General features: G+C 51.2%; 11 protein-coding genes and 1 pseudogene. 6 read left to right on the top strand and 6 right to left on the bottom strand.

All coding sequences use genetic code 11. From position 1 onward, the window contains the following. Positions 1-411 precede the first annotated feature (411 nt). The 3 genes from ACR0BF_RS19125 to ACR0BF_RS19115 form a co-directional block, all read right to left on the bottom strand. The gene (locus tag ACR0BF_RS19125) at positions 412-948 is read right to left on the bottom strand and encodes a hypothetical protein (RefSeq protein WP_480607459.1); all 537 of its coding nucleotides are present in this window, start codon (positions 946-948) and stop codon (positions 412-414) included. Further along, positions 932-1,702 carry a hypothetical protein gene (locus tag ACR0BF_RS19120; protein ID WP_480625570.1) on the bottom strand — a complete coding sequence of 257 codons (771 nt, stop codon included), beginning with the start codon at positions 1,700-1,702 and terminating at the stop codon, positions 932-934. The genes ACR0BF_RS19125 and ACR0BF_RS19120 overlap by 17 nt, the downstream gene beginning before the upstream one ends. A gap of 73 nt (positions 1,703-1,775) precedes the next feature. Further along, entirely contained in the window at positions 1,776-2,291 is a 516-nt protein-coding gene (locus ACR0BF_RS19115; RefSeq protein ID WP_480607453.1) for a DUF805 domain-containing protein, read from the bottom strand. A gap of 565 nt (positions 2,292-2,856) precedes the next feature. Between ACR0BF_RS19115 and ACR0BF_RS19110 the strand changes: the two genes are divergently transcribed. The 5 genes from ACR0BF_RS19110 to ACR0BF_RS19090 all read left to right on the top strand — a co-directional run bounded on the left by ACR0BF_RS19110 (position 2,857) and on the right by ACR0BF_RS19090 (position 8,213). Continuing rightward, complete coding sequence (locus ACR0BF_RS19110) at positions 2,857-3,156, top strand: hypothetical protein (protein ID WP_480521200.1); 300 nt, start codon at positions 2,857-2,859, stop codon at positions 3,154-3,156. Positions 3,157-3,357: 201 nt separating this feature from the next. Then, positions 3,358-3,819 (top strand): hypothetical protein, encoded by a 462-nt coding sequence (locus ACR0BF_RS19105; RefSeq protein ID WP_480607450.1) that lies wholly within the window; start codon positions 3,358-3,360, stop codon positions 3,817-3,819. A gap of 55 nt (positions 3,820-3,874) precedes the next feature. Beyond that, positions 3,875-4,489: a hypothetical protein gene (locus ACR0BF_RS19100; protein ID WP_480625569.1), complete on the top strand. Its 615-nt coding sequence runs from the start codon at positions 3,875-3,877 to the stop codon at positions 4,487-4,489. Positions 4,490-5,848: 1,359 nt separating this feature from the next. Further along, the gene (locus tag ACR0BF_RS19095; RefSeq protein ID WP_480625568.1) at positions 5,849-7,282 is read left to right on the top strand and encodes a hypothetical protein; all 1,434 of its coding nucleotides are present in this window, start codon (positions 5,849-5,851) and stop codon (positions 7,280-7,282) included. Positions 7,283-7,343: 61 nt separating this feature from the next. Then, positions 7,344-8,213, top strand: coding sequence for a metallophosphoesterase family protein (locus ACR0BF_RS19090; RefSeq protein WP_480625567.1), 870 nt, complete (start codon positions 7,344-7,346; stop codon positions 8,211-8,213). Here the strand turns inward: ACR0BF_RS19090 and ACR0BF_RS19085 are convergent, their stop codons facing one another. After that, complete coding sequence (locus ACR0BF_RS19085) at positions 8,214-8,972, bottom strand: hypothetical protein (protein WP_480625566.1); 759 nt, start codon at positions 8,970-8,972, stop codon at positions 8,214-8,216. It lies immediately after the preceding gene. Positions 8,973-9,149: 177 nt separating this feature from the next. On the opposite strand from ACR0BF_RS19085, the gene ACR0BF_RS19080 reads away from it, so the two are divergent. Then, positions 9,150-10,079 (top strand): SdiA-regulated domain-containing protein, encoded by a 930-nt coding sequence (locus ACR0BF_RS19080; protein ID WP_480625565.1) that lies wholly within the window; start codon positions 9,150-9,152, stop codon positions 10,077-10,079. An 88-nt stretch (positions 10,080-10,167) separates the two neighbouring features. On the opposite strand, the gene ACR0BF_RS19075 is transcribed toward ACR0BF_RS19080, so the two are convergent. Continuing rightward, positions 10,168-12,246, bottom strand: coding sequence for an autotransporter family protein (locus ACR0BF_RS19075; protein ID WP_480625564.1), 2,079 nt, complete (start codon positions 12,244-12,246; stop codon positions 10,168-10,170). Positions 12,247-12,708: 462 nt separating this feature from the next. Then, positions 12,709-12,843: pseudogene (locus tag ACR0BF_RS19070) on the bottom strand (IS5/IS1182 family transposase); the annotation flags it as partial.

Here is a 12,843-nt window from a genome sequence, read left to right as displayed (position 1 = left end):
ATCGCAGACCTTAGCGAGAATCCAAGCAAAAAGGCCGCATGGAACCCAAGGTTCCTTAGGGAGGCCCTTTGCGAGATTGCGCAACGCAAAGGGCCATTACCGCAACGACTAAGCCAAAAACTGATTGAATTCATCACTAAGGCAGACAATCGCGCAGCGCAAAACTATGGGCAAACTACGCAAACTTATGGGGTGTGCGAAGTGTTATGCGCGCACCTACAAACCGTGTAGGTGCGCTCGTAACGCTACATTTCCGACATTGATTTCATTAAAGAAAATCTTGGAACTTTGCCCATAACTCTTCGCGGTATTAGCGCATAACTTTGCACGATTTGCCCATATGTTTGCATGCTATAGAGAACTCATCGAACAAACAGACTCTCAGGCTTACCTGCGGTGCCTAAATGTTACTTACTCCCAATGGCCAGCAGACGAGCGCCAAGTGTTGGCTTCGCCATCCCAAACACTAGCGCTGACGCAAGGCGTTGGGTTTATTGCGTCGCAATTGGATCCATGAATATCTGCCACGACAACGCGTTGACGCCCAAAATCAACAACAGTCCAGCCTTGATTGAGCAATGAATGAACCTCCTCTTCAACCAGGAAGTGCGAGACGCATCCGCCAGTTCCGCAGTAAAGAGATGCAGCGCTTGAACACGCAAAACCTGACTCATTCAGAACCCAGTCACTTTGTAGGTCTCCGTCGAGATCGACCCTTTCAACCGCGCCCCAGGCTATGTCAAATTGACCGTCGTTGAACTCCGCGCAGGCTCGTGCCGCCAAATCAACCCTCGCCTGCAAACCGGGCGGAAGTTGCGATACATCAGCCGCGACAGCTGGTGAGGTCCAAACAAGGCCCGAAGCAAGCACAATCCCGGCGACCAAACATTTCATCTTACACGCTATTTGGGAAGCCGTTTGGAAGGTGGCATCAATTGCACTGATCATACCTGTAGTCCCCATATTCTAGCCAGTTTGCGGAGCCTTCGCTAAAAATCAGAAACTCGGACCTGTCCTCCCCAAGCAGGGCGACGACAAATCCGGCGGGCGGCACAGAGTTTCCGAAGTAACTGTAGGCCGTCATGGCTCTGATCGACTCGCCGTTGACCGTTACTCGCGCGTCCCACTTCCCCTCCGGATTGTCCAGAATTACATATTCGATCTGGCGTTTTATCGCTCCACCACCACAATAGACGATGCCTTCGGGTGCTTCGTAGGAGGTCTCCTGGCCAGGATCTGAATCGCACGCGGAACGAAGGGACCGAATTGCCGCACCGGAACCTTTTAAGTCAAAGATTCCATAGCTTACATCTTGATCAATCATCGACAGATTAACTGTTGCATTGGCCGCAAGCTGGTCCAATACAAAACCATAGTCCTCTTGACTATTGAAACTGACCTCGACGGGATAGTTGTCGACGATCTGCATGGCAGCGTTTTCTGCGCCAACCTGAAATGCACCAACCTCGGTGGTGCCGTTCTTCAAAAAACGAATGGAGAGCCCCTGCTTTTCCACGATGTCCTGGCTATCCTCATATCCAGCCGGAGCAAAGCGGATACGATTACACTGAAGTTCCAGCGTCATGTTTCCGGTCTGAATAAAGGCATTGGGGTTGGGCCCGGAACTGAACGACCACTCCGCCGATGCCGTGGTTGCTATTACTATCATTAGCGCTCCAATGGAAATCGTCTTGAAACTCATTTTCTCTCTCCATTTTGTTGCGTTTCGCACTTTCATTCAGCAGAGAATCCGGCCCGCCGCCCCGGCCACCAGATCAGGAAACAGGTGCGCCGTATTCGTTTGCGCCTTCTTCCGAAGGTCGTGTCAGCCACCAGATCATCAAGATGGACAGAACCAATTGAAGAATTGAGACAACAACAATACCGGTTACGCCCAGGACTGCGGCGGGTCCTCGTAATGCATCGGGGTTTTCGGTCCCTTGCTCCAACACCGAGAAGAACGCCACCCCACCCAACATAACAAAAAGCGTTGTAATGCTGAGCGCCATCGGCAGCAGCAAATACCAGCCAGGTCGTCCTGTATCATGCAGCCTCCGCCAACCGGCGGCCAGCATAGGTATGATAACTGCAAGTTGGAAAACAAAGGACAGAACCCGAGATCCTTGCCCCGTTTCGGGGTTGGTCCCGAATATGATCGTATCCAGCACAGCTAAAGCAGCACTCACGAGAACCACAAACAAGAAGAACCACCAGTATTCTGAGCGTATAGCCCGACCGGAGAACTGGAAGTATTTCGAGAAACACGTTTTAACGGCTTCAACAAACCCCATTTTCAATCCTTTCTTAGTTTCTGTGCGAACTCAGAACGCGTCGCCGACCCAAAAGAACACATTCTCCCTTATGAGTGCTCCCACCTACCTTTTTGTTTAAAAGCAGAAGCCTATCGTACGAGAGCGTAAAGAAGCTTACAAAAAAAATATTGATTTATGAAGAATAAGATTCAAACATTCGAATTCGACACAGCTTTATTTTACCTCCGTTGTGGTCGCTGCTGCTCGCTGTGCCGAGCCCTTCCGACTGCTGGAGTGAGTGCTGGCGGTCGGAAGGCCTTCTACATTGATCGAGCGTTGGGAGGACGCGATGCTTGGACTTAACGAACTAGCCCTCCCTCCAGAGTTCGCTTTAGCTTTTTCCAGTGGCGCCATTCGGGCATCACGCGTTGTTGGCGGTCTCGGCAGTCAACGAAAAATCGTTCCGTCGAAAAAGCCCTCCGCGGCAGGTTTTGGGCAAGATAGTCACAGGGTCGAGGTATGTTCCATTGGCTGTCCAGATACGAGAGCTTCAAACAAGCACATCCAATTTGATTAATTTCAACGAACCCAGAGGGAGAAGAAAATGACCAACAAGATGGTGAAGATTGCGGGCGCAACTTGTTTCGCACTGCTTGCGGCCTGCGACGATACGAGTACATCAAGCGCGTCAGCCGAGCTCACGCCAGCCCAACAGGCGTGTTTGCGAGATGTAGCCAACACGACGAACAATTCGCAAGTCGTGGTGCTCTCATCCGCCTTTAGCGAGGCGGGAACACAGGTTACTGTAGGCGTTGGTGAGGATCGTGCTCCTTGGAATTGCATTGCTTACAGTGATGGCGCGACAGCTGGTATCGAGTTCCTGGGCGACGAAGGCGCATTGTGACCAGTCTGCTGCGTAGCCGAAAACGGCTGCGCAACACTGGCTTGATCTGCTGAGGCTCGACTTGGTTTGTAGAACCACCATCATTGTATTCGCGATCCTTTACCTGTTGGCGTTGATTGCATTCTTGACGGGCACATTTGGCTGGTTGGGACAGGAAAGAGACCCTTTGTCCGGGGTGTTCCTTCTGCCGTTGGGTCTGCCTTGGATACTTCTGGCGGATTTGGTCTCGGAGTCAGCCAAACCGTTGTTCGCGGCGATTGCACCAGTACTCAATCTGCTAGCGCTGGTCTTGATTTGCAGATGGGCCCGCAGTTTGCGCCAATAGTGAAGCCTGAAATCTTTTTCACCAAAAGTTTGGAAAACATGGGAAAAGTGATCTTGGGTATTGTGATCGGGCTCGTCCTCGGCGTGGTTGGGGCGATGACCCTGGGTGGCGGGGCCGCGGTGGGTGTCGGCGTTGCGACAGGCTTTTCCGCCGGTGTCTGCACCACATTGAAAGGAGCACAAGCAGAGAACCTGATCATCCCCGAGCAAGCGGATCAGATTCTCAATCGCGTAAATTCCGAGATGGCATCACTGCAAGGAATTGGAACGATAGACGAGGTCGTCGGCAGCGCACAGACATGCGATGAGTTTCTATCAAATTTGAGGGATGCGAAATAAGGTTCCTTCCCACGAGGAACAGAACATCAAGGATGGACCAAAAGAGGACCTGCTTATGAAACGTAGTCTAATGAACCTTGTCACTCCTGTACTTGCGATCAGCGGAACAGCCGCGCTGGCCATGTCAGACGCCGACGACGCTTGCATCGACCATTTGCGGCAGGTTGGTGGACCAGACGGTCAATCAGGTACGATAGAAAGCTCAGAGTTCTCGGAAGCAGGTACGCTCGTCATGCTACGCGACGCAGGCGGAACGCTTTGGCGCTGCATCGCGTACAAGGATGGAAGCATTGGCGAGATGTCGGTTGTCGAGGCGATGGATGACGGCGGTGGCGCCATGGCAGGTGCCCCCTGCTCTACCGGTAACCAACGTGTCAAATTCGATGCCGGCTCCACTGGCGCCGAACTTGTTGGCCAACTCGCGCCCGGAGCGTCGCAGCAATACCTTCTCGGTGCAAAGAACGAACAGTTCCTTTACGTCCGCGTTGCTCCGCGAAATGGCTCCTTGGACTACGTCATTCGTAACCCCGATGGTTCTGAACTGTTGGGATTGATGTCGGCGGACAATGATTATCGAGGACAGCTTTGGCAATCCGGTGATCATGTTGTGGAGGTTATCAATCGCAGCAACTCTTCCGTCGACTACAACGTAATTTTCGGAATTGAATAGGTTATCGACCAGAAATCCTGGATCTCAAGTCCAATACTGCAAGGAGCGAAAAGATGAAATCCAAGGTCCTATTGGTGATAGGCACGGCGTGTATTGCTGCGCTCGCGGCATGCGATGAGAGTGGCGGATCGGTGGATGCAAGTGCACCAACTGTGGGCAGCTCTAGCGATCTTTCGTCATTTGAAGGGGCAAGAGCGGGACAGGCTGAAATGGGCATCCAGAGTCTCGGATTTGAACTCATCCGAAGCGAAGGGCTGACCTCGTACTGGTTTAACACGGATACTGGTGCATGTGCTCGGATCACGACGTCTGAGGGAAGGTACTCAGATGTAACTATGCTGCCATCAGGTGACTGCTGACACATTGTCATCAATCTAACATCTGCAAAAGGGAGCTTTAGTTTGCATTACCACTTGGCGCATGCAGCGGTCACCATCGTCGCTCTAATTATAACAAACCTGGCATTGAAGTCGTCCGGCGTGATCAACGAAGAAAGCAACCACCAATGGAACTGGAAAGTTTTTCTGGCCTACTTCGTGGTCGTCTTTATCATCAACCTGGTGTGGCCAATTTAACGCTGCATGGCGGAAGGCTTATCACCCACTTGAAATGGATCTCGAGAATGAGCCGCTCCAATAGATTACAAAGTGGGAAGAGTTTGAGCATAACAGGCTCAAAAATAGAAAGGAGCTGGCATGCGGTTTTTGACGTCACTGATATTCATTGGTGTTCTTGCAACTACTGCAAATTCTGACGTAACCAGTCGAAACGGTGGCCCAAGCAACAGTCAAATGCTTTCAAAGGGTGGCGACGGAGGTGTTGATGGCGTCGCTTTCTTTCGCCCGGTCTTGAGCGGAGTTTTGTATCGCTCTGGCTTCAAAGGCGGTGACAAGGATCGAACGGGTCTGAGTAACGTTCAGCGCGAAACCCTGTGCGATGAGGGGTTTTCAACCGGGTTTTATGCGGACTTCGGCAAAAACACTCAATACGGTCGCACCAGTTGCGGAAACGGATCTTTCGACTATCAAAGCGCCAGATCCTCCCGACCCGATGCTGTCATGGCGTCCATACACGAGGTGATTGAAAACCCTGGAAAGGGCCCTGTTCTGGTGCACTGCATGTGGGGCGTTCATTCCTCGGGCGCATTGTCGGCAATGGCGCTCGTTCAGTTTTGCGGTTGGACGGAAGAAAGGGCCAAGGAATATTGGAATGACGCCCGAAACGGGGCGCCTTGTTCAGGCGGATGCGACAAGTGGATTGACACAAAATTCTCCAACTTCAGTGTCGACCCAAAGTTAAAAATCTCCACCGAACAACAGGCAGCGATTTGCCCTAAATGATACCGGGAGGACTATCCAAATGAAGTTCAATCTTCTGGGGCCACTTGCTTTCATCGCACCCACTGTCTTGTGGGCGAACGACGAAGTTCTCGGTGAAGCCACAACATTTGATAGTCCCAACGGCGTTTCTGAACGTTGTATTCGGATCGAAAAAGTTCCAACGGGCGAGTACAAGAACAGCGATCTTGAGGAAGAAACAGCCTATTGCGAGATCGATTTCTATGCCTCTGAAATTGCTATTTGCCCAAAAACCTGGAGCACTAGCCCAGGAATGGCCGTCTACGATATTTCGGAAGGACCCTACATGGGGAACCGTTCTGAATTCGAGAGAAACGCTTGCAAAGAGGGCAAGTTGGCAAAAGATCTGGCCAAAGACAGGGTGGCTAAATTCAAGTCCACCATGAACCAAAAGGGCACCAGTGGAACGTTTTCCACTTCTTCGCTGCTTTACTATCATTTCTCCAGGTATTTCGACACGACTGTCAAAGTTCCAGTCGCGGTTTGGCGCAGCATGGACGCCCAGGCGCATTTTTCCGAGGTCGCAGAGCCTGGTCTTGCGATTTCCGGTGGCTCTCATGGCGGGCGCATGAACCACGAAGGCTGGCGTGTCTTCGCAGCTGCGGATGCCGACCCGAACTCATACCAACCGACCGATGATCTATTCACATCGGATCGAACGCAAATATATGGTGTACTGCTTGATAGCCCTGGGCATCGATACGGCTCGGAAATCAACGGCACCCGTAAATCTGGTTGGGGGAAAGGCCAAAACCGTGATTTTCAGGAAACCCCCGCTTTCTTGGCTTTGCGATCTTCAAAACCCTTGCTAGAGGCCATTGCAGAGGGCGTGAAAGAAGGCCGAAAAGACCGGATGATCAACAAGGATCTCGGTCCCGATGTCAGTGACCAACAGATGGCATTTTGGATGCAAGAACTGACCGAGATTGTTCTCCTCGACTTTATCTTTAGCCAGCAGGACCGCGTAGGAAACATAGACTTCACACCCTATTGGTATTGGGTCGAAGACGGAAAGCTGAAGCACAAGAAAGCCAAACACCATGAGCCAAACGATGGAGATATTCCCGCCGACGCATTATTGATCCGTCGCAGCAATCTAAACGACAACGATGCTGGTGGGCGGGTCGAGTATGCCAACTTCGCGAAATCTACTCATATGCTAGAGAAAATGCGGCACTTCTCTCCAAGCACTTACCGGCGCTTGGTTGCATTGAATAGCGACCTTCAAACCCAAGGCCCGGTTTATGACTGGCTGTCGCTAAGCCTTGGGCTTTCAGACAGTCAGATTGCACAAGCCGTCAAAAATACCGCGCTGGCAACGTCCATCCTCCAGAACAATTGTTCTAATGGTGATTTGATGTTCGACTTGGATCCTGTCGCATTCTTTTTGAGAAACAACACCGAGGTAGAGACAGTGGATTGTAATGACCCGTAGGCTTTCTACGCTTTTTGCGGCGTTCATTTGGACCGCTCTAATCGCCTGCAAAGCGGCGGCATTGGACGTCATCGTCATATCGGACCTGAACGGCAGTTACGGTTCGGTAAAGTATGCGCCTCGGGTCGATACGGCGATTGAACGGATAATCGAGATTGATCCCGATTTGGTGATTTCGACGGGCGATATGGTCGCGGGACAGCGCATTCCCAACTTGTCAGACAAACAGGTCAGAGAGATGTGGAAGGCGTTTCACGAGGCCGTATCAGATCCTTTAGCGGCTGCCGGAATTCCATTTGCTGTCACGCCTGGAAACCATGATGCCTCCGCCTACAGTGGGTTCGAGCGTGAAAGAAAAATATACGCAGAGGAATGGACACCGAGAAAGCCAGACGTCGATTTCCTGATTTCGGATGACTACCCGTTCTTCTACGCATTTGAGATGCAGGGTGTAACATTTGCGTCTTTGGATGCAACAACCTTAGGGCCGCTATCCGGTGATCAACAGGACCGACTTGGGGAATTGGGTGCAGACGGAGACCCGATTGTTACTTTCAGTCACCTCCCACTTTGGCCGTTCGCGATCCAGCGCGAACGCGAAATCATCGGTGACCCAACACTTGAAAAAATTTACCTAGAAAGCGGTGTCGTTCTGCATCTGTCAGGCCACCATCATGCCTTCTACCCAGGCTGGAAAGACGGTGTGGCTTATGTTTCCCAAGCTTGTTTGGGAGGTGGCCCGCGACGGCTCATCGGCTCAAAAGCCAGATCATCTCACAGCTTCACTCATGTTACGTTCCAGCCGAATGGAGAGTTTGGAATAGCAGTATATCGAGGGCCTGATTTCGAAAGGTCAGTAAACTTCAAGTCGCTCCCGAAAGAGATCAGATCCCCGAATGCGGTGTTGAAACGCTTAGACCTTGTGAAATGATTAGAGGTTGAGTTTCAGCTCAACTTTTTCAGGGACCAGATCGTTTATCATCTCTTCGATCCGAGCTTCCGACAATCCACCCGAGGTAATGAAAAGCAAAGAAACGCGAGATTTTCCGGGTACGTGGTGTTTTCTGACCAACTTCCAGCCAGCGTCTGCGGCCATAGCTTCAATGTCCCCGCTGACTTTCAATGAGTGCTCTTCGTCTGAAGCCTTGAGCGAAATTTCCACGCCCTTGTTTCGCCCACCGAGCCAAATGAAACACCAACACACAATCGCCACCAGTGTGGCCATCAGCGGTAAGCCCAAACCGACCGCGAGCCCAAGCACGGTCACTATAATCATTTCAACCGTGTCGACCGGGTCATCCATATTTGATCGGAACCTTAACAGAGCTCCTATTCCAAAAATCACGAACCCAATCATCGATCCGTGCTGTACGACCAGAAACCCAACCACCATGCCGACAAGCGCGTATAGGAAGAACAGTCGCGGCATGACGATATCGCTGACACTTCTGCGGGCTCTCCGCCTCACAGGGTGATAAACGATTAGTCCAGTCAATATGACAGTTACGATGACGTCGAGAGTGAAAAAATACAGTTCCTGTTTGCCCCGAAACTGAGTCCAACGTCGTTCGATAAGTATTTCCGACTCTGAATTGCCGGCCAGCATCGTCGCGGGGTCGATTTGTGACAACGCAGCACTTGGCAACAGCATCACCAATAACCCGGCCATAAGTGGGAAAGTCTTGTTCAACTTAACTTCCTTCCTACCTACTCTAGCAGATTGTGTTCCGCCAAAGGCAAATCTTGTCTAATTCAATCGCAATAGGCGGGATCAGGTAAAGAGATTACCATGCATTCTTCGGACAAAGCATCCGGACTGTGATACGAACGCTGACACTGGGATGTGGTCCAAGCGTGAGAAAATCCAATGTCAGAACACAAGCTGCTTCGGTTGAAACTTGGGTTTTTGCGGTGCTTGCCCAAGCTTGGAACACAGGCTTCTTTTGCAAGCGCTACTGTTGCACTTCTGGCATGGATCGAGCTCGCCCATGCCGAGAGTCACGGTTTGACACTCATCGACTCCTTCAAGGTGGCGGATAAATCGGAAGGCTTCTCGGAGCCTTCCGGATTGTCTCTTTCCAACGCCGAAGGCTTCTTGTGGTCTGTAAGTGATGCCGAACCTAAACTGCACCTACTCGGAGTCGACGGGGTATTAGGAAACTCTTTCAAGTTGCCAGCATTGGTAGGATCAGATTTGGAGGGCGTCGCATCACGAAAAGATGGGTCTGTTTTAGTACTTCAGGAAACTGATCGATCAATTCTAGTCGTTCACCCGACTGACCCCATTCAACTAACTACAATCCCTCTCACATCTCTCAAAGGCTACTCGGACGCCGCTGAATTGCTCGTCGGTAATCCTTTGAACAAGGGACCTGAGGGCATCGCCGTCGACCCGGAATCAGGGCGGGTCTTCATTGGCATTGAAGGACAACCAAGGTTGTTAATGGTCGTATCACCAGCGCTAGACGAAATTGTTGAGATCATTCCTTTAGCCCGCGATGCAGGTTTTATCTCCGAGCGTGTAGATGATGATGAACTGGATTTGAGCGGCCTAGCATGGTCCCCGTCCTCACGTTCTCTTTGGATTGTGAGTGACAAAGGTCGTCAAATCTTCGTCTACAATCCAGAGTCCAAGTCCGTAAAGTCTATCAGTTTGACGTTCACAGAAGATGGCAAACAAAAGGAAGTTAAACATCCCGAAGGAATCGCTCTCGATGAGACCAAAGGGCTTCTCTACATCCTGACAGACGACGCCAAGAAATCACGGCTTTATGTTTTTAATATCCCCAAATTTTGATCGCTAGAGAATGAAGCCCACATCGCCACGATAGCTTCCGCAAGTTGTTGCAGCTAGCTTACCACTCCTCTTCGTTGGTCCACCCTAATCAGAACCGAACACTTAAGTTTGCACCGAGGCCATGCTCTTGGCCGTTGGAGCGAACTGAATAGCCATATCCTGCCGTTAGTCTGGCCAGATCAGAGATCTGATAGCCCAGTCCAAGCCCGAGAACGAAGCCATTTGCTCCTCGATTTTGTCCGACTTGTGTAAATGTTCCGAACAATGGACTTGTAACTGTGATTCCGTGCTCACTATCCTTGTTGGCAAAGAAGTCATATTCATACCGGGCGAAGGCGATTGGGGTCAGCAAACCACTCTCTGTCAAGAAGTCCCGTTGGTAGTCAACTCCAATGGAGGCGACCAGAGACTCTGCGTTCGCTTTTTCAATCGAGTAGTTGAAATCACCACCGCCGGTCTCTGTGCCTGAACCTTGTTGAATACGCCCGTAGTTCACTCCAAAAACCGTAGAAACCCTTGCACCGCTGTCCAGGTTAAACAGCTTCCGTGCCTGGATACCGGCATGGATGCCCTCTTGGTCCAAATCAGACTTTGCCTCGCCTCCCGTAAAGCCATCAACAGAAGGGTTATTCCGCTTGGCGTCGGTTTCACCGAACATGTAACCGATCAGTCCGGAGAACTCCCAAGTTCCGGTTGTTGTACGCCCATAGACGCCCACATGATAGCTGTCGGTCGAAAAATCCTGATCGACTTGATCGTGTTCATCCATGGAGGATGTCCCAAAACCTGCGTAGACGCCGACCACACCTCTATCGGTGCTTGCGACATCCGCTCCGACCAGAATGGTGCCCAGCGAATAGTCGAATGTCCCAAGGCCGTTGCTTCCATCAACGTCCCCGCTCACATAGGCCGTGTCGATCCACCAGCGCCGATCAGAGCAGTCTATTGCGCCACTAGGGCTCTGGGTCGAGTCGATGTCTCCCGATGCAATAGGTTGATCCTCATTGCTGAAGCCGACCGCTTGATACTTGCGGCAGTCAGCGTGGCTCAGCACGGTGTTGGTTATCAGGTCAAGTTGCTCCAGACCAACGGTCAAATTGGAGGAATATGGTTCTGCGTGCACACTATTAAACCCAGCCAAACCTGAATTGGTAAGCGTGTTAACGGCATTGCCCAAGGTTGTGCCGTTGGTCAGGTTGGTTCCTGGAGACGTGTTTGTGGTGTTGGCCACCGCACCAGCAAGGTTGCTTGCATTGGGAGATCCGATAACTGATGGATGTTGCGGTAAACTCGAAATGGGGAGGGTCGAAAACGCAATATCAATACTACCGTCCGCAGTTGGCGTGTTTGAGATACTCAGACTGGATAGGGCGGGCAGGGATCCCCCGGCAACAAGAGTTGGGGAGTTACCATCAAAACTCGAGGCTTGAAAAACCGTGTAGTCGTTGCCAGCAGCATAGTCCTGCGCAGTCAGGCCGGGACGAGCGGCTTCAACTTGTATGGTGGCGCGGTTAATCCCTGTCACGGGCCCGCTGGATGACACCAAGTCGGCTTTCTGACCGGCCGTCGGATCGACTTCGCTCAAAAGTCTTGACCCAGTTTCAAAAGCGATTCCGCCACTATTGTTGAGCGTACCAATTGAAAAGCCCGGCGAAAGCACCCCTCCGTTCTTAACTGTGAAGTTGAATGCGTTCACGCTTCCCGTTCCGGCCAACGTGCCAAAATTCTCAAAGTTTACGGTGTTCAAACTGCTTGTGGTATCGAGGCGAACAGTCGTGCCTGCGGCTATCGCCATATCGCTGGTTGAGGAAATCGAACTATTCGTCAGTGTGAAATCAGAAGCCTCAGCAACCCGAGTCTGAAAATAGTAGGCTCCGAAAACTACTTCGGTGGCTCCCATAACGGTCAGGTTGTCATAGGTTAGCGGGCGGTCGGACTGGAAGTAGACTTCAGTGGGGTCGATATTCGCGCCGTTGAAGGGAGCGAACGTCATTGATCTGCCGGAACCAATCGAAGTTCCAATGAGGTTCACTCTGAGCTTCCCGTTGATGTTTGTTGCCAACGCTTCCCGGGAGACAAAGTCTCCGCTACCCGCCGCGACATCGACATTCAAAAGTGTTAAAACTGAAGCATTGCTTGGAACGGTATTTTGGCCCGGAACATACAACTCAATTTCACCTGAGGAAGTAATTGAGGAGTTTCCAATTGTAAGTCCTGTAATGGGTCCGTTTGGGATCGGGAGACACGTGCGTTCCGTCGTTGAGATTGTTTGATTAACGCGAGTGCTTTCAGATCCAGAAGAGTACTCAATTCGAGGAGAACCCAATTCCACGCAGGCTTGTGAGCTTTGGGCTTGCGCGCTGGCGGATAGTATCAAATAAGTTGAGATCAATGAGCTGAAGCCCACCAAAATCCTGTACCGTGAAACTCGGCTTAGACTTCCAGCGCTACAAATTGACAACTGCCTGGTCCCCGTATGAATTAAATGAGTCGAATCCACCTTAAAGCTCAATGAGAACAATTAAGAAATTTTGTTCTTGTGGGAAATTTTCTGTGGCAATTGAGCAATTCTAATGAACAACAAGGACTGCATCGGACTTCGCGCGGCCGATACCAATTTTTGCTTAGGTCATGTTGACAAATGGCGAAACCAAAGTCGGATGGACGTTATATCGATGAATCCCAGGAAGCTTTCTGCGGTCTTGTCGTAGCGGGTTGCAACACGCCGAGCGTTCTTGAGCTTGTTGAAGCAGCGCTCGACCCG

The sequence above is a fragment of the Ruegeria sp. AG7 genome, from assembly GCF_056541545.1.
This window is presented reverse-complemented; position numbering and strand designations above follow the sequence as displayed.